15 protein-coding genes are annotated in these 18,366 nt (G+C 62.0%); 9 read left to right on the forward strand and 6 right to left on the reverse strand.

Translation table 11 applies throughout. The features are described from left to right. Positions 1 to 101 precede the first annotated feature (101 nt). The 8 genes from GM655_RS11900 to GM655_RS11935 all read left to right on the forward strand — a co-directional run bounded on the left by GM655_RS11900 (position 102) and on the right by GM655_RS11935 (position 9,219). Entirely contained in the window at positions 102 to 704 is a 603-nt protein-coding gene (locus GM655_RS11900; RefSeq protein WP_155434915.1) for a tetratricopeptide repeat protein, read from the forward strand. 32 nt (positions 705 to 736) lie between these two features. Then, positions 737 to 1,237: a type VI secretion system contractile sheath small subunit gene (tssB, locus tag GM655_RS11905; protein ID WP_155434916.1), complete on the forward strand. Its 501-nt coding sequence runs from the start codon at positions 737 to 739 to the stop codon at positions 1,235 to 1,237. Between the two features lie 10 nt (positions 1,238 to 1,247). After that, positions 1,248 to 2,744: a type VI secretion system contractile sheath large subunit gene (gene tssC, locus GM655_RS11910; protein WP_155435332.1), complete on the forward strand. Its 1,497-nt coding sequence runs from the start codon at positions 1,248 to 1,250 to the stop codon at positions 2,742 to 2,744. A 31-nt stretch (positions 2,745 to 2,775) separates the two neighbouring features. After that, the gene (locus tag GM655_RS11915) at positions 2,776 to 3,267 is read left to right on the forward strand and encodes an Hcp family type VI secretion system effector (protein WP_155434917.1); all 492 of its coding nucleotides are present in this window, start codon (positions 2,776 to 2,778) and stop codon (positions 3,265 to 3,267) included. Positions 3,268 to 3,364: 97 nt separating this feature from the next. After that, positions 3,365 to 6,007: a type VI secretion system ATPase TssH gene (gene tssH / locus GM655_RS11920; RefSeq protein WP_155434918.1), complete on the forward strand. Its 2,643-nt coding sequence runs from the start codon at positions 3,365 to 3,367 to the stop codon at positions 6,005 to 6,007. A gap of 13 nt (positions 6,008 to 6,020) precedes the next feature. After that, complete coding sequence (gene tssA / locus GM655_RS11925; RefSeq protein WP_155434919.1) at positions 6,021 to 6,881, forward strand: type VI secretion system protein TssA; 861 nt, start codon at positions 6,021 to 6,023, stop codon at positions 6,879 to 6,881. A 68-nt stretch (positions 6,882 to 6,949) separates the two neighbouring features. After that, positions 6,950 to 8,539: a methyl-accepting chemotaxis protein gene (locus GM655_RS11930; protein WP_155434920.1), complete on the forward strand. Its 1,590-nt coding sequence runs from the start codon at positions 6,950 to 6,952 to the stop codon at positions 8,537 to 8,539. An 11-nt stretch (positions 8,540 to 8,550) separates the two neighbouring features. After that, positions 8,551 to 9,219, forward strand: coding sequence for a tRNA-uridine aminocarboxypropyltransferase (locus GM655_RS11935; protein ID WP_155434921.1), 669 nt, complete (start codon positions 8,551 to 8,553; stop codon positions 9,217 to 9,219). Here the strand turns inward: GM655_RS11935 and GM655_RS11940 are convergent. From GM655_RS11940 to GM655_RS11955, 4 genes are all read right to left on the reverse strand, one after another. Then, positions 9,208 to 12,087, reverse strand: coding sequence for an Hsp70 family protein (locus tag GM655_RS11940; RefSeq protein ID WP_371866820.1), 2,880 nt, complete (start codon positions 12,085 to 12,087; stop codon positions 9,208 to 9,210). The two genes, GM655_RS11935 and GM655_RS11940, sit on opposite strands and share 12 nt — an antisense overlap. Further along, entirely contained in the window at positions 12,087 to 13,946 is a 1,860-nt protein-coding gene (locus GM655_RS11945; protein ID WP_155435333.1) for an Hsp70 family protein, read from the reverse strand. The genes GM655_RS11940 and GM655_RS11945 overlap by 1 nt, the downstream gene beginning before the upstream one ends. A 5-nt stretch (positions 13,947 to 13,951) precedes the next feature. Further along, positions 13,952 to 14,557, reverse strand: coding sequence for a DUF2760 domain-containing protein (locus tag GM655_RS11950; protein ID WP_155434923.1), 606 nt, complete (start codon positions 14,555 to 14,557; stop codon positions 13,952 to 13,954). 290 nt (positions 14,558 to 14,847) lie between these two features. Beyond that, complete coding sequence (locus GM655_RS11955; RefSeq protein WP_229632537.1) at positions 14,848 to 15,438, reverse strand: PEPxxWA-CTERM sorting domain-containing protein; 591 nt, start codon at positions 15,436 to 15,438, stop codon at positions 14,848 to 14,850. 158 nt (positions 15,439 to 15,596) lie between these two features. Between GM655_RS11955 and GM655_RS11960 the strand changes: the two genes are divergently transcribed. Then, positions 15,597 to 16,757, forward strand: a complete 1,161-nt coding sequence (locus GM655_RS11960; protein WP_155434924.1) for a PA0069 family radical SAM protein — start codon at positions 15,597 to 15,599, stop codon at positions 16,755 to 16,757. 68 nt (positions 16,758 to 16,825) lie between these two features. Here the strand turns inward: GM655_RS11960 and GM655_RS11965 are convergent, their stop codons facing one another. Then, positions 16,826 to 17,398 (reverse strand): gamma-glutamylcyclotransferase, encoded by a 573-nt coding sequence (locus tag GM655_RS11965; RefSeq protein ID WP_155434925.1) that lies wholly within the window; start codon positions 17,396 to 17,398, stop codon positions 16,826 to 16,828. Between the two features lie 7 nt (positions 17,399 to 17,405). Next, complete coding sequence (locus GM655_RS11970) at positions 17,406 to 18,320, reverse strand: LysR family transcriptional regulator (protein ID WP_155434926.1); 915 nt, start codon at positions 18,318 to 18,320, stop codon at positions 17,406 to 17,408. Between the last annotated feature and the right edge of the window lie 46 nt (positions 18,321 to 18,366).

Below are 18,366 nucleotides of genomic sequence, written 5' to 3' on the forward strand. Positions count from 1 at the left end.
CAATTTTCGTATGAGCATCTACTTGCGCCCGCGCAATAGTTCATCTGGGCATTCATGAATAATGGCTTCCTTCCTGTCTGATGACGCGAAAGGAGTGCTTCATGTCTATCTTGCATAAAGGACTGCCACTGCTGACGATGGCCGCGCTGCTATCGGCCTGCGTGACGGATGGTGCGATGGTGCGTAGTGAAAAACTGCAGGCTGCCACGCTGGAGCGCAGCATGGCGGAGGCTGATACGGCGTTGGCTGCGGGCCGCAACGAGCAGGCGCTGGAGCTGCTAAAAAGCGCGGGCGCAGCCTATCCGGCCGATAAAACTCCGTGGCTGCGTCTGGCCCAGCTCAAGTTCGACCGCGCCAGCTATGGCGAAGCGATCACGTATGCGCAGGAAGCCTTGCAGCGCGATCCGGCCGACAAGCTGGGTAACAGCATCGTGGCCGTCAGCGGTCTGCGCCTGTCGACCAAGGCGCTGGCCGATCTGAGCCAGCAGAATAATCTGAACGGCTCGCTGCGTTCGGAAGCCAGCGATCTGGCCAAGCTGCTGCGCGCAAGTTTGGGCGAGGAAGTGCTGGTGCCGGCAGGCGGCACAGCTGCGCGCAAAACGGTCGTGGGTGGCGCGCCCGTACGCAAGGCCACGTCTAGCCCGCCCGCAGCCAAGTCCGCGACCCAGAACAGCAATACTGATCCTTTTAGCGGCTTGAAATAATCCATCGCAGTGATCATACACAGGAGGTTGTTATGGCAAATCGCGACAGCGTGCAGAAGCGCCTGACCAAGGTCAGGCCACCGAGAGTGCAGATGACCTATGACGTGGAAATCGGTGACGCGATCGAAAACAAGGAGCTGCCCTTCGTGCTGGGCGTTGTGGGCGACTTTGGCGGCAATTCGGCGCAGGAAGCCAGACGGTTCAAGGACCGGCAGTTCGTCAGCATCGATAGCGGCAACTTCGATGAAGTACTCGCCGCGATTGAACCGGCCGCGGAATTCGCTGTGCCGAATCAGTTGGCCGGTGACGACAGCAGTTTTCGCGTTGATCTGCGCTTCAAGGCTATGGCAGATTTCCGTCCCGAGTCGGTGGTACGGCAGGTTGAGCCGCTAAGCCAGTTGCTGGAGGCACGCAACAAGCTGGCCGATCTGCGCAACAAGCTGGCCGGTAACGACAAGCTGGAAGATCTGCTGAGCGACGTGCTGAACAACACCGACAAGCTGCAAAGCTTGGTGCAACCACAGGGGAAGTGAGATGACGACCATGCCAGCCCAGCTAGCAGTAGCGCAAGCAGCGGAGCCGAGTGAGAATCTGGCGCAAGCCGTCAGCCTGCTCGACCAGATCGTGGAGCAGAGCAAGGTAGCCCAGTCGGGCGCGGAGCATCAGCGCGCCAAGGACATCATTGCGGAACTGGTGCAGCAGGTACTCGCGGGCACCGTGGTGGTGTCGAATAATCTGTCGGCCACCATCGATGCGCGGCTGGCCGAAATCGACCAGCTGATTTCCAGTCAGGTCAGCGCGATCATGCATGCGCCGGCCTTCAAGAAACTCGAGCAGAGCTGGACTGGCCTGTATTATCTGGTCGGGAACGCCAGCTCGGGGCAGGGCGTCAAGGTGCGCATGCTGAATGCCAGCAAGCGCGAGCTGGTCAAGGACTTTCAGAGTGCGCTGGAATTCGATCAGAGCGCCATGTTCCGCAAAGTCTACGAAGAAGAATTCGGCACGTTCGGCGGCGCGCCGTATGGTGCGCTGATCGGCGACTTCGAAATCAGCCGCCAGCCCGAAGATATGTATTTCATCGAGCAGATGTCGCATGTGGCGGCAGCGGCCCATGCGCCGTTTATCACGGCGGCCTCTCCCGAGCTGTTCGGGCTGGAAAGTTATGGCGATCTGGCCCGCCCGCGCGATCTGGCCAAAGTATTCGACACGGTGGAATACGCCAAGTGGAAGGCCTTCCGCGAATCGGAAGATGCCCGCTACGTGGGCCTGACGTTGCCCCGTTTTCTCGGTCGGCTGCCTTACAACCCGCTCGATGGCACCACCGTGGAAGGCTTCAGCTTTGTCGAGGAAGTGGATGGCAGCGACCACCAGAAATACCTGTGGTGTAACGCAGCCTATGCTTTCGGCGCGCGCCTGACGCAGGCATTCGACGACTTCGGCTGGTGTGCCGCCATACGCGGGGTAGAAGGGGGCGGGCTGGTGGACGATCTGCCCACCCATACTTTCAAGACGGATCAGGGCGAGGTGGCACTGAAGTGCCCGACCGAAGTGGCGATTACCGACCGGCGCGAAAAAGAGCTTAGCGATCTGGGTTTCATCTCGCTGGTGCATTGCAAGAACACGGCCTATGCCGCTTTCTTCGGCGCGCAATCCGCGCAGAAGGCCAGGCGCTATAGCTCCGATGCGGCCAATGCGAATGCCGTGCTGTCCTCGCAGCTGCAATACATCTTTGCCGTCTCGCGCATTGCGCACTATATGAAGGCCATGATGCGCGACAAAATCGGCAGCTTTGCTGCCGCGTCGAATGTCGAGGATTACCTGAATCGCTGGCTGATGAAATACGTGCTGCTCGACGATGGCGCCAGCCAGGAACAGAAGGCCCAGTTCCCGCTGCGCGAAGCCTCGGTGCAGGTACATGAAGTGGCCGGCCGGCCCGGCGTGTATCGCGCCGTCTCCTTCCTGCGGCCGCATTTCCAGCTCGATGAATTATCGGTCTCTCTCCGTCTGGTCGCGGAGCTGCCGCAATCGACCAGTAAGTGATTCTTCCCCCAACCTGAAAACGGAGCGTGCCATGGCAATTGATGTCTATCTGAGCATTGACGGGATAAAAGGCGAATCGAGCGACGATCGCCACAAGGACTGGATCGAATGCCGTTCGGTCAGCTTCGGCGTGGAGCAGCCCAAGTCGGCCACCGCGTCCACCGGCGGCGGCCACACGGCAGAGCGCTGCGAACACCGCGACATCGTGATCTCCAAGCTGGCCGATCTGGCCACGCCGGTACTGCTGCAGACCTGTGCTGCCGGCCGTACGATACCCAAGGCGCGGCTGGAATTCATGCGTGCGGACGGGCAGGGCGAGCGTGTCAAATATTTTGAAATCGAACTGGAAAATGTGCTGATCGGCGCGGTCTCGCCGGCCGTGGATGAAGGTGACATTCTGTCGGAAGAAGTGGCACTCAAATTCTCCAAGGTGAAATGGAAGTACACCCAGCAGAAGATAGGCGGCGGCGCCGGTGGCAATACTTCCGGCGGCTGGGATCTGTCGGCCAATCGCATCGTTTAGCCAGCAACCGCAGCGAAGCCGGGCTGGCTTTGCTGCGGCCCACCTTTCGGGCCAGCCGGCCAGCCTATCCATCGTCTAAGCAATCGGAGACGCAAGCATGGAATTCAATCTGAAGACGCTGGTCAGCAAGCTCAATCCCGCCACCCGTCAGGCCTTCAACCGGGCGGCCGGCATCTGCGTTGGGATGGGGCAGTTCGAAGTGGAGGTCGAGCATCTGATGCTGGCCTTGCTGGAACAGCCACGCAGTGATGTATGCCTGATCCTGCAGCGCGCCGACATCAGCAGCGAAGCGCTGATGGCCAACCTGCAAGCGACGATCAGTCAGCTCAAGGCTGGCAGCACCCGCACACCGGTATTCTCGGCCGACTTGCTACGTCTGCTCGAGCATGCGTGGATGATCGCTTCGCTGGCCATAACGCAGACAGGCTCGATCCGTAGTGGCCATATGCTGGTGGCCTTGCTCACGGATAGCCAGCTGGCCCAGTTGGCGCAGCGGGCTTCACCCTTGTTCGCACGGTTGCCCATCCATGAAATCAAGCACCAGCTGGAACGCTACACGCAGGGCTCGGAGGAGGCGCAAGTAGCGGATAGTGTGCCGCCCCAGCCTGACCGCGACGCTGCATCAGTAGCGGCGAGCGCAGTGCCATGCCAGCCCACACCAGCACTCGCGCAATACACCGTCTGCCTGACCGGACAGGCAGGCGCTGGGCAGCTTGATCCGGTGATCGGGCGCGAGAAGGAGATCCGCCAGCTGATCGATATCCTGATGCGGCGACGCCAGAATAATCCCATCCTGACGGGCGATGCAGGCGTGGGCAAGACGGCGGTAGTGGAAGGTCTGGCGCTGCGCATTGTGGCCGGTGCGGTGCCCGAAGTCTTGCGCAAAGTCGCTATCCATACGCTGGATCTGGGCTTGCTGCAGGCCGGAGCCAGTGTGAAAGGCGAGTTCGAAAGCCGTTTGCAAAACGTGATCGATGAAGTCAAAGCCAGCCCGCACGGCATCATCCTGTTCATCGATGAAGCCCACACCATGATAGGCGCGGGTGGCGCGGCGGGGCAGAATGACGCTGCCAACCTGCTCAAGCCGGCGCTGGCGCGCGGCGAATTGCGGACGATAGCCGCGACGACTTGGGGCGAGTATAAAAAATACTTCGAAAAGGATGCTGCACTAGCACGCCGCTTTCAGGTGGTCAAAGTGGAAGAGCCGGACGAAACGGTGGCAACTGCCATGCTGCGCGCCATGTCGCCGCTGATGGAGCAGCATTTTGGCGTGCGTGTGCGCGACGAGGCGGTGACGGAAGCTGTGCGTCTGTCGCATCGCTACATCATCGGCCGGCAGTTGCCGGATAAGGCAGTCAGTGTGCTCGATACCGCCTGCGCACGCGTGGCGCTGGCCCAAAGCGTGGCACCTGCCCGGCTGGAAGATGTGTGGGCGGAGATAGAACGCTGTGTGGCCGAGCTGGCGGCAGCGCGCGCCGACGTCGAGGTGGCGGCCAGTTGCTGTTCCAGCCGCATCGCCAGACTGGAACAGCAACTGGCAGCCTTGCAGACGGAGGCAGACGCGCTGGCACTGCGCTGGCAGCAGGAGCAGGCGCTGGTGGCGGCGCTGTTGCGTGTGCGGGCTGGCGATGCAGGCCCGGAGAATGGCCGCGGTGCCAGCAGCACCGACGAAGCTGCCCGTCTGCGCGCCGAACTGCAGCAACTGCAAGGGGATGCGCCGCTGGTGCCGTTGGAGGTGGACGGTGCTGCCGTTGCTGCCATCATTTCGGGCTGGACCGGCATACCGCTGGGACGCATGGTGCAGGATGAGCTGCGCACCGTGCTGCACTTGCAGCAAGCGCTGGAGCAGCGCGTGCTGGGCCAGTCCGGTGCGATGGCAGCGGTGGCGCAGCGCGTGCGTACGGCCCGCGCACGGCTCGATGATCCGGTCAAGCCGCAGGGTGTGTTTCTGTTTGCCGGCCCCTCCGGCGTCGGCAAGACCGAGACAGCGCTGGCGCTGGCCGATCTGCTGTACGGTGGCGAACGCAAACTCATCACCATCAATATGAGCGAGTATCAGGAAAGCCATAGCGTGGCTGGTCTGAAAGGCGCTCCGCCCGGCTATGTCGGCTACGGACAGGGCGGCGTGCTAACCGAAGCCGTGCGACGCAATCCCTACAGCGTGGTGCTGCTCGATGAAATCGAAAAAGCCCACGCCGACGTGATCGAGTTGTTCTATCAGGTGTTCGACAAAGGTGTGATGGAAGATGCAGAAGGACGCGAAATCGACTTCCGCAACTGCATCATCATCGCAACCTCCAATCTGGGTTCGGCAGCCGTCATGCAGGCCTGCCTGAACCAGACTGCACCAGCGATGGCGCAACTGGAACAACTGCTGCTGCCGCATCTGGTACGTCACTTCAAGCCAGCCTTTATCGGCCGCCTGAAAGTAGTTCCGTTCTATCCGATTGCCGACCACGTGCTGGCGCAAATCATCGCCTTGAAACTTGGGCAGATTGCACGCCGCCTGCAGGAGCAGCACGGTGCCGAATTCAGCTACGAACCTGCTGTCATCGAGGCCGTGCTGCAGCGCTGCACCGAGGTGGATGCGGGCGCCCGCAACGTGGACCACATCCTCAATGGCACGCTGCTGCCGGAAATTGCCGGTGCCATTTTGCAGCGCATAAGCGAGGCTGTTGCGATAGAGCGTATCAAGGTCGGTATCAACCGACAGGGGCAGTTCAAATATACCTTCAAATAAAGTGAGGGCGCGTATGTTGAATATCTCCCAGCTATTACAGCCTGTTAGCGAAGAGCGTCGCTGCGGCGACGATCTGACCTATAGCAACGACATGGACCAGATTGCCCGTGCGCGGATGGAAGATGATCCAGCGCTGGATCAGGGCGTTTGGGTGACGACTCTGAGGCAGGCCGACTGGCCGCTGGTAGCCGGCCGCTGCGCCGTATTGATTGAAACGCGTAGCAAGGATATGCGGCTGGCGGTGTGGCTGGCCGAAGCGCTGGCCCAGACGCAGGGGCCACGTGGACTGGGCGATGGCCTGGCCGTGCTGGCAGGTTTGTGCGAGCAGTTCTGGGATGGGTTGTATCCGCTTGCGGACGATGGCGATTTTGATGAGCGCATAGGCAATCTGCGCTGGCTGGTGAGCCGTATCCCGGCGCTCATGTGCGTATGGCAGCGGGAGCATGGCCCGGTGCCGCGCAGCGATGCCGACTATTGCGCGGCCATGCTGCAGCAGCTGGAACAGGTTAGCGACCGGCGCCTCGGTAGCGAAGGACCGAGCTTTGCTGCAGCGCACGAAAGTGTACAGACAATGGAAGTGTTGGCGCAGGAGGAGGCAGTCACGCTGGTGCCGCTTGTACCAGAAACAACGACTACTGGAATGCAAGTAGGTGACGGTGGGCCGATACGCAACCGTCAGCAGGCGCTGGGTGACTTGCGTCGTGTGGCGGCGTATTTTCGTCTAGCCGAGCCCCATAGCCCGGTAGCCTATCTGGCGGAAAAGGCTGCAAGCTGGGGCGAGATGCCTTTGCATGGCTGGCTGCGGGAGGTGGTCAAGGATGGCAGCCAGCTAGCCCAGTTAGAAACCATGTTGGGAGTGGCTAGCACGGGATAACGAAATCATTCGAAGTTGCCAAGAAATAATGCTAGGATTTGAACACAGATTATTTCGGTGAGGCACTTATGAATAATTTTAAGATCGGGACACGTCTGGGGATCGGTTTCGCGCTGGTGCTGTTGCTGCTGGTGGCGATGACGGTGGTGGGCCTGCTGCGGCTCAGTAATGCCAGTGCTTTGACAGAAGAGATGATCAATGTGCGTATCCGCGATGAGCGCATGATTGCTGATTGGGGCAAGATCATCGAAGTGAATGCGGCCCGTACTATGGGGGCCGTGATGGCCACTGATCCGGCTGACCAGAAGACGCTGGAAGGGCTGATGGCCGCTTCGTCGGAAGCAGCCACCAAGATACAGGACGAAATCGGCAAGAATATCGATGATGCGGAACTGAAGACACTGTTCGATCAGTTGCTGGTCGCCCGTAAAACCTATACGGATATACGCAAAGCCGTGTTTGCCGCCAAGGCTGGCGGCGATCTGGAAGGCGCGAAGAAACTGCATGAAACCGAGATGACGCGCAGCCGCACAGTCTATCTGGATGCGCTGAAAAAATTCGCCGACCGCCAGAGTGAAGAACTCGATGAGGCAGCCACCGAAATCAAGAGCCAGTACACCAGCGGCCGCATGCTGCTGATCACGCTGGGCATCGCCGCTATCGTGCTCGGCGTGACGGCCGCATGGTGGATATCTCAGTCGATTACAGGGCCGATCAACTACGCTGTGAAAGTAGCGGAGACGGTGTCCTCGGGTGATCTGACTAGCGACATCGTGGTGCAAAGCGAAGACGAGGCGGGCAAACTGATGCACGCGCTGAAGACCATGAACGGTAATCTGGTCAACATCGTCGGGCAGGTGCGCAATGGCACAGAACTGATCGCCACTGCGTCGAGCGAAATCGCTCATGGCAATCTCGATCTGTCGTCACGCACCGAGCAGCAGGCCAGTTCGCTGGAGGAGACGGCATCGTCGATGGAGCAGCTGACATCGACCGTGCGCTTCAATGCCGAACATGCACGCGAAGCCAACCAGTTGGCCAATGTGGCCTCCGAGATCGCCAGCCGTGGCGGTGCGGTGGTGGGTGAGGTGGTGCATACCATGGGCGCGATCAATGAATCGTCGCGCAAGATAGTCGACATTATCTCGGTGATCGACGGCATCGCATTCCAGACCAACATTCTGGCACTGAATGCGGCCGTGGAAGCAGCACGTGCGGGTGAACAGGGACGCGGCTTTGCCGTGGTGGCGTCGGAAGTCCGCACGCTGGCGCAGCGCTCGGCGGCAGCGGCCAAGGATATCAAGATCCTTATCGATGACTCGGTACAGAATGTGGCCCTCGGTTCCGAGCTCGTCGATAAGGCCGGTTCCACCATGCACGAGATCGTCGATAGCATAGGCAAGGTCACCAGCATCATGAGCCAGATTAGCAATGCCAGCGAAGAGCAGAGTCTGGGCATCGCGCAGGTGAATGATGCGATTACCCAGATGGATCAGGTGACGCAGCAGAATGCAGCGCTGGTGGAGCAGGCCGCAGCGGCCGCCGAATCACTGCAGGAACAATCCGGCAAACTCAATGAGCTGGTGGCCGTGTTTAAACTCGACGTTTCGCAACAGCGTACGCACCAGCAGCGCACACCGAGCTTGCGCTTGCAGTAAGATAGCGGCTTATGCATACCCGTAGCGGCGATGCGGCGCGCCCCATCGCCGCGCAGCCTGCCCGCAGCCAGTGCCCGCACTGCCTGCGTCCGCAGCGCAGCTGTATCTGTCAGTGGATATCTCCTCATACTTCGCAAGTGGAAGTGCTGATCCTGCAGCATCCGCTGGAAGTACATCAGGCCAAAGGCAGCGCGCGTTTGCTGCATCTGAGTTTGTCGCCTAGCCAGCTGGTGGTGGGTGAACAGTTCGAGGCGGCGCAGCTGGAACAACTGCTGGCCGGCCCGCGCCGCAATATCCTGCTGTATCCGGAAATGCCGGGCGAGCAGTCGCTGGGCATGGCGAGCGCACAGCCACTCGATCCCGCATGGCTGCAGGAACCGCAGCAGCTACGTCTGATCGTACTGGATGGCACGTGGCGCAAAAGCCGCAAGATGCTGTATCTGAACCCTGCGCTGCAAAGTCTGCCGCGCCTGCCCCTGAAGGCCACGCCGCCTTCGCATTATCTGATCCGCAAAGCTCATCTGCCGGACCAGCTTTCCACGCTGGAGGCTACCGTGTATGCGTTGGCGCAGCTGGAGCAGGCAGCGCAGCGCTATGATGGACTGATTGCCTCCTTCGACGGATTCGTCGCGCAGCAGGCGGCGTTTATGCCGCCCTTGCCGCCACGATCAGACAATTAACTTCAGGCCGGGCGGCAAGGCATCGCCCAGCATGCGCTTTTCATCGGCCTGATCGAGCTGCACCACTTCGCGTACCATGGCGCTCCAGCTGGCGGGCGCACCGATGCCGCTCAGGCGGCGCAGGATTTCGGTGCGCAGTGTGTCATCAATATCGCGCGTGCGGTCGCCCGTCATGCGGGCCAGATGGGCGGCAGCATAGGCGGCGGCTTCCAGCTTTTTCCAGTCTAGCTGCTGTATCTGTGCCAGCCATTCAGTGACGATGGCAGTATCCACCACATCGTGCGCGCTGCCGTGGAAGGGCTGGCGCGCACCGACGCGGCTCAGGCCCCACAGGAAGCGAGCCATCACGGCTTCCGCCTTGGCGGCATCCTGGCTGGCAACCCGGCTGCCGATGACGGCACGCTTGGCGGCGCTGCGCCCCATGGCTTGCAGGCGGTTCATCATCCATGCGCCGATTTCGGCCTTGTAATTGCCCGGTATGCGTTCCAGCGAGGCGCCCAGGCGCAGCATGTCTTCCTCGCTGCCGTTGACCAGCGTGACAGGGCGGCGCCCGCGCTCGGCTTCGTCGGCCTGCACGTTGAAAGCAAAATCATCGAGTACGCGCAACTGCATCGGCACATCGAGGCCACCGGCCACGCGGCGCCACAGGGTCCACCACTCGGCACAGGCTTGCGCATCCTTGTGGTACTGGATGCCCGTGTCAAACATGGCCCATAGCTGTTCGATACGCCACCCGTCGAGCGGTGCGCCAAAGCCGGGGCGCAGACAGTAGCCGCTCAGGTTGAGCCAGACGCGTTCATGCTCGGCTGAACGGCGGCGGCCTTTGGCGCGTTCCAGCAGGGCGTCGAACAGACGGCGCAGCAGGGCGGTGGGCCAGCTTTCGCGGCTACCCAGCAGCTGTTCCAGTTGAGCGCGTAGCTGGCGCACCTCTTTCAGTTCAACCTGCTGGGCGCGACTGCCGAAGATGCGATCTATACGCTCCATGGCGGCAGCATAGCCGGCGGGCATGGGCGCTTCCGCCGCTGCGGCACTGTCGTCCGCATCGATGCTGGCGCCTTCATCGCGCAACTGGAATTCCAGCAGCCAGCGCTGGGCGCCGTCCAGTGCCACACAGTGCATTTCCAGCGTGCCTACTTCACTCAGCGTCGTGGCCAGCCGTACGACGATTTCCTTGCGCGTGTCAGTCTGTTCATCGCGCAGCACGGTGGCGATGGGCGGCAGGGCCACATACTCGTCCGCCGCTAGCTGTACCAGTTCGCCGGCTTGCGGAACGTGTTCCGTGCCGCTGCTGGCAGCAAGGTGGAAGCGCACAGGGCGCCCCAGGCGCAGTGCAAAGCTGCGCTCCGTCAGCAGCACTTCGCTGTTTTCGGGACTGCCCTGTGGTAGCAGGCAGATGGCGCGGCGCGGCTGGTCGGCACGGCTGCCGTCGTCCAGCAGCAGGTAGTAGCTGCGCGCCGAACCGCCGCCGATGACGGGCGCCTGTCCGGCCTGACCGAGCGCATAGGCCACGCCACCGCGCGCAACGGCGACATCGGGATTATCGTTGTGGAGCAGCGTCAAAGGCTGGCCGCGCCATGCGACCAGCACCTGTTCCAGTCGCTGCGCCAGTGCCGGGGCGCGGAACACGCCGCCGTTGAGCAGCAGGGTGTCCGGTACGGGGATGCTGTTGTCGTCCGGCGCCAGCCCCAGCGCCGCGCGTGCCGCAGCAGCGTGCTGGCGCAGGAAGCCGGCCAGATGGCGCGTGATGGCTGCATCGCTGGCATAAGGCAGGCCGAATTCGGTCAGCGCGGCACGGCCGCGCCGTGCTGCTTCACGCTCGGGATTCATGGGGAAGAAGCCATCGACCACCAGCGCCTGCACTTCGGCGCGGGTAAGCTGGGCCGAACGGCTGCCGCCGATCAGCTTGGAGCCGCTGCCCAGCAGCGTGACGCTCACCTGCTCGGGCGCATCGTCGGCCAGCAGGATTTCCTTTGCAGCGCGGCAGCGTTCGGCCAGTTGCGCCAGCCGGCTGGCCGAGAGGCGTGCCGTCGTGCCATCAGTGTTGGCAAGACGGCTTTCAACCAGATGAGCCAGCGCCAGATCCATATTGTCGCCGCCTAGGATCAGGTGATTGCCCACACCTATGCGTTCGATCACGGGCTGGCCGTCTTGCAGCGCCACCTTCATCAGGCTGAAGTCGGTAGTGCCGCCGCCCACATCGGCCACCAGTACCAGACGGGTATTCGCCAGTTCGCCGGCGAGGCTGGCGCGCTGGCGGTAGAGCCAGTCGTAGAACGCGGCCTGCGGCTCTTCCAGCAAGCGCAGTTGCGGCAGGCCGGCCAGTTTGGCAGCCTGCAGGGTCAGCGCGCGGGCCGCTTCGTCGAACGAGGCAGGGATGGTGAGCACGAGCTGCTGCTGTTCCAGCGGCAGCCCGGGATGGCGGGTATTCCATGCACTGCGCAGGTGCGCCAGATAGGAAGCGCTGGCCGCCACCGGCGATACTTTGGCAACATCGGCCTCGGCGCCCCAAGGCAGGATGGCGGCCGTGCGGTCGACCTGCGGGTGCGACAGCCAGCTTTTGGCACTGGCCACCACACGGCCCGGCACCTGCGCGCCGAGCTGGCGCGCCAGCTTGCCGATGACTACCTGTTCCAGACCTGCCACATCCGGTGCGGACCATGGCAGTTGCAGTGCGCAGTCAGCCAGCTCGCCCTGCGCCGGATGGTAGCGCAGTGAGGGCAGCAGCGTGGCGCTGCCGATTTCACCGGCGGCAGTCAGCTGTTCGATTTCGAACAGCCGGATTTCGCTGCTGCCCGCCAAGGCATACGCCAGCACCGTGTTGGTGGTGCCCAGATCGATGCTGACGATGGCTGGCTGGGTGGCTGACATCATGCTGCGCCGGAGGCTCCCGAGCGGACGTCGAATTCGACTTTCCAGCGCTGGCCATCACTGGCCACGGCCAGCAGTTCCAGCGTGCCCGATTCGGTGGCCATGGCATGCAGGCGCACCTGCACCACTTCGCCGGCCTGACGGCCTTCCGGCGACAGATTGGCCTGTATCTCGTTGAGTTCCAGCAGTTCATCTGGCGCCCAGAAGTCCAGCAGAGTGCCGATCTGGTCCTGACGGCGTACCGAAGAACCGAAGAAGCGGAACTGCACAGGCTCGCCCACGACGAGGCCGAATTCCTGATCGGGCAGTTCCACTTCGCTGCCTTCTTCCATGCCGAACGGCGCCACGCACAGCGCCTGGATCGGCGGCTCCATGCCGGGGATGGCCGGCATGGCTGATTCGATGGCGACGTAGTAGGAACGCGCCGTGCCGCCACGGATACGCACACCGGCGCCGCGTCGCACATAGCTGTAGTAGGCCGCGCCACGGGCCACGGCCAGATCGAGATCGGCACCGGCCAGCATGCGCGCCGGCTCGGCGCCTTCCATGTACAGCCAGTCGTTGATGGTGGCCATTACGCGCTGGGCCAGCAGGTCCGACTTGAATACGCCGCCGTTGAACAGCACGGCGGTCGGGTGCAGGAAGCTGGCTTGCGCAGGCTGCTTGCCGGCATAGCCTTGCAGCTCGCTTGTGGCACCCAGCTGGCGTGCGAGGAAAGCGGCCAGGTGGCGCGTGATACCGGCATCCTGCGCATACGGCAGGCCAAGCTGGGTCAGGCCGGCGCGGGTACGCACGGCTGGGCGGGCCGAGGCTTCCACCTGCGGGAAGAAACCATCGAGGATGAAGGTGGTGACTTCGGCGCGCGTGAGTTCGGTGCGGATCGAACCGCCGATCAGCTTGGAACCACGGCTAGGTACGACGATGGGGTAGCTCTCCACGCTGGCATCGGCCAGCAGCTTTTCCTTGGCGCTGCGGCAGCCATAGGTGAGTGCGCGCATTTGCCATGCGTCGAGCTGGGTGCCGTTGGCGGCCAGTTTGCGCGCCACCAGATGGGCCAGCGCCAGATCCATGTTGTCGCCACCCAGCAGTATGTGGTCGCCCACAGCGATGCGGTGCGGTTCCAGTACGCCGTCGCGTTCCAGTACGGCGATCAGCGAGAAGTCGCTGGTGCCGCCGCCCACGTCTACGACGAGGATGATGTCGCCCGGTTTGACTTCCTTGCGCCAGCGGCCTTCGCTGCCCTGTATCCAGCTATACAGCGCGGCCTGTGGTTCTTCCAGCAGGGTGAGGTTGGTGTAGCCGGCCGCGCGGGCGGCGTCGGCCGTCAGTTCGCGCGCACCCGGATCGAACGAAGCGGGGATGGTGACGGTCACGGCCTGTTCGCCGAACGGCGCTTCGGGGTGGACCTGTTCCCAAGCCTGACGCAGGTGCGACAGGTAGCGCGTAGAGGCTTCCAGTGGCGACACACGTTGTACTTCTTCCGGCGCGTCGTTGGGCAGGATGGCGGCACGGCGGTCCACACCGGCGTGGCACAGCCAGCTCTTGGCACTCGAGACGAGGCGGATAGGCGTGGTGGCGCCGCGGCTGCGTGCCATTTCACCGGCCACGCTGTGCTGTTCATGGGCTGGCGCTACCCATGGCAGGGTAGTGTCGCCAGCAGCCAGTTCTTCCGCATGGGGCAGATACAGGAAGGAGGGCAGCAGCGGCAGCTCTTCTACCGTACCCGGTGCCGTTACCTGCGGAATGGCCAGCACGGATTGCTGGGTCTTTTCGCCATCGCTGGCTTGCAGGTCGACATAGGACAGGGCGCTGTGCGTGGTGCCAAGGTCGATACCGATGGCGTAGCGCGCGTTGTTCATGTCGCTCATAGCTCCACCTCGGCCGGTGCCAGTATGCTGGCGTCATGGGCTTCTGCCAGTTTGGGCAGACGCACGCTGGTGGCGCGCCAGCCGCGGTGGCTCAGCGCGCCGCGGAAGGGAGCGCTGCCCACCACGTTGCCGGTCAGGCGCACGGTCGCGGCGTCGAAGCCGGCTTCGAGCACGATGCGGCTGCCTTCGGATTCGCTGCGTACGGGTTCGATGCTGAAGTGCTCGCGCAGCACTTTGTTGCAGCCTTCGTGCACCACGCGGGCAGCGGCGCCGATGTCGGCGTCCGAGTAGGCGGTCAGATTTTCCTGCGTGAAGTCGATCAGGCGCGCTTCGCGCTGGAACAGCGTCAGCAACTGCAGGGCGGCGTCTGGTGTGGCTTCGCGCAGCACGATAGGCGCTGGCGCAGGTGCAGGGGCGGCGACCGGTGCCGGAGCAGGTGCAGGGACGGGCGCAGCGACTGGGGCGGAAACTGGCGCAAAAGCAGGCGCGCGGTCGATATCGCGCAGGCGCGCCGCATAGTCAGCATCGGACAGGGCGCGGAAGAAGGCGCCGATGGCGATGGAAATCCGGCTGGCGAAAGACGGCTGGGCTTGAGTGTTCATGGTTAGGCTCGCATAGGTGGTCTGGCGTGGGGGCGCGCTGGGCGCAGGGATCAACCATAGCCCCGAAAGGCGAGCATGATACCAGCTTGGCTCAGGGCACCCAAGAAGGTGGCGCCGCACGTTTGATTTTTCGCTTGATAGCTTGAGGATCGGCGTCTAAAATACTGTATAAAAATACAGTATTTTATTATTCTGAGCCAGTCGGAACGCTGGGTAGAGTCGGGAGGTGGAGGGGGGCAGCAGGGGGCGGGGCAGCGCAAGCTGTGCTGTCCCGCGATGAAGTTACGTGTTTATGCAGCTTGCTTGCCAGCTTTGCGACGTGCAGCCACACCGATCAAACCCAGCCCGGCCAGCATAAGGGCATAGGTTTCTGGTTCTGGTACTGCGCTAACGTCAGAGCTGGAAAACACGACGTCCGATGAGGATTCGAGAGTGACATCGCCTAGCGTGCTGCTGATGTTCTTAAACTGATCGAGCGCAAAGATGTCCGTGCCTGCTACCGAAAATACCGAATTGAGGCTGCTGATAGGCGTGAGCACGCGGAAGTCGAATAGATCGAGACCGCCCAGGCTTTCGGAGCGGCTGAAATAGACGATGGTAGTGCCTGCCAGACCGACGCGGGTGGCAATGTTCAGAGTGGCTGTGCCCAAGCCGCTGATGGCGATCTGGGCGCTGGCAAGTGGATCGATCAGGTCAGGACTGCTAGCGGCATCGCCTATGAAGCTGATATCGAAGGCCTGATTGCTAAAGGTATTGCCGCCTATGCTGCCGGAGCCCGTACCTTTAATTTCATATTTCATTGGAGCGGCGAAGGCGTTGGCGGTACAGGCCAGAGTCAGTGTGGTTGCTGCGGCAAGTGCTATTTTTTTTACGAAGTTCATGATTTTCCCCGGGAGTTGATAGGTCGTTATAAAAATCGTGCGTGCAATTTCTTTTATTGCAACTTACTTTACATAATATCATTGAAAAGTCACTTTCCAATCTATAGTTTCTATTTCGATAATGAGTCTGGTTGGGTTATTACAACGCAGGAGGGGACATGTCCCATGATGAAAACAACCAGTCGCAGGTGATGCTGCCGCCGCCCTCGCTCAAAGGGCAAAAAGGGCGCGGTGCGGTGACGAATCTGCAGGGGCGGTTCGAGGTGCAACAGCGCGCGCCGTATGATGATGGCTGGGAGCATGAGCAAGATGGCGAGCCGGCGTCGCCATGGAAAACCCAGGTGACGGATGAATACTGCAAATCGATATTGAGCCGTAACCAGTCGCCGGATCTGCCATTCAGCGTCTCGCTCAATCCCTATCGCGGTTGCGAGCATGGCTGCATTTATTGCTATGCGCGGCCCACCCACAGTTATCTGGGCCTGTCGCCCGGCATGGATTTCGAAAGCAAGATTTTCGCCAAGGTCAATGCGCCGGAGATGCTGCGGCGCGAATTGGCCAAGGCGGGTTATGAGCCGCAGGCGATAGCGCTAGGTGTGAATACGGATGCCTACCAGCCATGCGAGCGCGAGCGTAAGCTGACCCGGCGCGTGCTGGAAGTGCTACAGGAGTGCCAGCATCCTGTTGGGCTGATAACCAAGTCGGCCCTGATCGAGCGCGATATCGATATTCTCGCGCCCATGGCGGCCAAGCGGCAGGCGGCCGTGGCGCTGACCCTGACGACCTTGGATTCCACGCTGGCGCGCACGCTGGAACCCCGCGCCGCCACACCGGCCCGACGTTTGCGCACCATCCGCACGCTGACGCAAGCGGGCATACCCGTCGCAGTGAGCATCGCGCCCATCATCCCCTTTGTGACGGAGCCGGAAATCGAGCAACTGCTGGAGGCCGTGCGCGAAGCGGGTGCGCTGAGTGCGCACTACACAGTGTTGCGTCTGCCGTGGGAAGTGGCGCCTTTGTTCCAGCAATGGTTGCAGGCGCATTTTCCTGAGCGGGCCCAGCGCGTGATGAACCGCGTGCGCGATCTGCGTGGCGGCAAGGATTACGACAGCAACTTTGGCAGCCGCATGCGTGGCGAAGGCGTATGGGCGGACATGATACGCCAGCGCTTCAAGATCGCCAGTGCGCGCCTGGGCTTAGGCGGGCACAGCAGCCGTTTTCATGAAATGGATACGAGCCAGTTCACGCGGCCGCTGGTGGTGCCGCCGCTGGGCGCGCTGGCGCGGCCCACTGAGACAGGGCAGCTCGATCTTTTCTGAAGGAGCGCCAGAGTGCGCAGGCTGTTCCGGGATGGCGTTAGTGCCGCGGGCTGGCGTGGTTCGATGGTTCAGTCTGCTTTGTCGAAACTGGCCAGATGCTGTTCGATGGCGAACACATGCGGATCGCTATGGCCCATTTCGCGCAGCGCATGCGCGAGCAGGTTGAGGTAGTCCGCATTCGGGCCGCTGGGGCCGGCCGAGCTGGCGATGTGACGGGCGATTTCCAGCTCGCTGGCGGCGCCGAGGTAGGCGTCGTTATCGGGCATGGCGATGTACACGAGGCCTAGTTCACTATGGCCATCGGCAAAAGTAATGGGGGTAGCCAGACGCAGATAGCCGTTCTTTTCGCGATGATCGAGATGGGCGAACACTTCGGGCGTAATCAGGTAAGCCATGCCGTGGCAAGTGGCGCCCGCATGTTCGATCAGCGTGACCACGCGGCCCGGCGCTTCGGGCGTGCCGCGGTGGTCATGCGAGCCTTGCCAGAAGCGCCGCGTCCAGCCGCTGATGCTGGCAGGGCGCCGTTCCAGATATGGAAAATCGGCCTTGTAGATCAGGGAGCCGTAGCCGAATAGCCAGACACTGTGGTGGCCGTCGAAGTGATCCATCTGCTGGTTGATGGCGATGGTGTTTGTAGTCATAGCGAGTTCAGCCTTGCGGCACATTCCATTCGTGGGCAGCGGCAAACTCCTGCAGGAAATTGACGAAGCTTTCGGCAGCAGGCGACAGTGCCCGGGCATTACGGGTGTAGACAAAGAAACGGCGCGTCAGCGACGGCGATTCCAGCGTGCGCATGCGCAGGCCGTATAGCTGCACCATCTTTTCTGCGTAAGGCAGACAGACGGTGATGCCCAGCCGCGCGTGCACCATGGCCAGCGCCGTCGTCATGAACGTCACTTCATTGTAGGGTGTGATGGACTGTTCGCGGAAGGAAGCGTGCATGTCGCGCAACAGCCGTTCCGTGAACTGGCCCTGCAGCGAAATCATGGGGTAGTCGATCACGTCGGTCCAGGTGATGCGTTCTAGCTGGTCGAGCGGGTGGTCGGGCGGAAACACCACGACGAAAGGCATTTCGAATAGCTGCTGGGCTTCGATCTCGGTGGCGGCATCGCGCTCGGGGCCGATGCCGAAGTCGGTTTCGCCGCTGAACACGCGCGCTGCCACCAGCTCTACCGGACTATCGGCCAGCAGCACCTGCACATCGGAATAGCGCGCGCGGTAGGCAGCGATCACTTCCGGTAGTAGAGTACAGGACAGCATCTGCGGCGCGGCGATGCGCACCGAGCCCTGTTTGAGCGCGCGCCGTTTGGCGATGTCGCCCATGGCGCGGTCCAGATCCTGCAGTATCTTGTCGAACAGCGGCGTCAGTTCGCGCCCCAGTTCGGATAGCTGGGCCTTGCGTGTGGTGCGTTCGACCACGCGCACGCCGAGTAGCTGTTCCAGTTCCTTGATCTGACCGCTCAGCGCCGACTGGGTCACGTTCAGGTGCTCGGCGGCCAGCGTGAAGCTGCCTGTCTTGGCCACGGCCACGAGGGCGCGCATCTGGCGTAAATTGGGATTCATCGGAAAATCTGATAAATGAGGTGAGAAATACTGTTTGTATGATATC

The sequence above is a fragment of the Pseudoduganella danionis genome (assembly GCF_009720775.1).
GTDB lineage: Bacteria > Pseudomonadota > Gammaproteobacteria > Burkholderiales > Burkholderiaceae_D > Rugamonas > Rugamonas danionis.

Coding starts and splice junctions, on each gene's coding strand:
- GM655_RS11900 (WP_155434915.1), top strand. CDS start 102: ATGTCTATCTTGCATAAAGGACTGCCACTGCTGACGATGGCCGCGCTG.
- tssB (WP_155434916.1), top strand. CDS start 737: ATGGCAAATCGCGACAGCGTGCAGAAGCGCCTGACCAAGGTCAGGCCA.
- tssC (WP_155435332.1), top strand. CDS start 1,248: ATGCCAGCCCAGCTAGCAGTAGCGCAAGCAGCGGAGCCGAGTGAGAAT.
- GM655_RS11915 (WP_155434917.1), top strand. CDS start 2,776: ATGGCAATTGATGTCTATCTGAGCATTGACGGGATAAAAGGCGAATCG.
- tssH (WP_155434918.1), top strand. CDS start 3,365: ATGGAATTCAATCTGAAGACGCTGGTCAGCAAGCTCAATCCCGCCACC.
- tssA (WP_155434919.1), top strand. CDS start 6,021: ATGTTGAATATCTCCCAGCTATTACAGCCTGTTAGCGAAGAGCGTCGC.
- GM655_RS11930 (WP_155434920.1), top strand. CDS start 6,950: ATGAATAATTTTAAGATCGGGACACGTCTGGGGATCGGTTTCGCGCTG.
- GM655_RS11935 (WP_155434921.1), top strand. CDS start 8,551: ATGCATACCCGTAGCGGCGATGCGGCGCGCCCCATCGCCGCGCAGCCT.
- GM655_RS11940 (WP_371866820.1), bottom strand. CDS start 12,087: ATGTCAGCCACCCAGCCAGCCATCGTCAGCATCGATCTGGGCACCACC.
- GM655_RS11945 (WP_155435333.1), bottom strand. CDS start 13,946: ATGAACAACGCGCGCTACGCCATCGGTATCGACCTTGGCACCACGCAC.
- GM655_RS11950 (WP_155434923.1), bottom strand. CDS start 14,557: ATGAACACTCAAGCCCAGCCGTCTTTCGCCAGCCGGATTTCCATCGCC.
- GM655_RS11955 (WP_229632537.1), bottom strand. CDS start 15,438: ATGAACTTCGTAAAAAAAATAGCACTTGCCGCAGCAACCACACTGACT.
- GM655_RS11960 (WP_155434924.1), top strand. CDS start 15,597: ATGTCCCATGATGAAAACAACCAGTCGCAGGTGATGCTGCCGCCGCCC.
- GM655_RS11965 (WP_155434925.1), bottom strand. CDS start 17,398: ATGACTACAAACACCATCGCCATCAACCAGCAGATGGATCACTTCGAC.
- GM655_RS11970 (WP_155434926.1), bottom strand. CDS start 18,320: ATGAATCCCAATTTACGCCAGATGCGCGCCCTCGTGGCCGTGGCCAAG.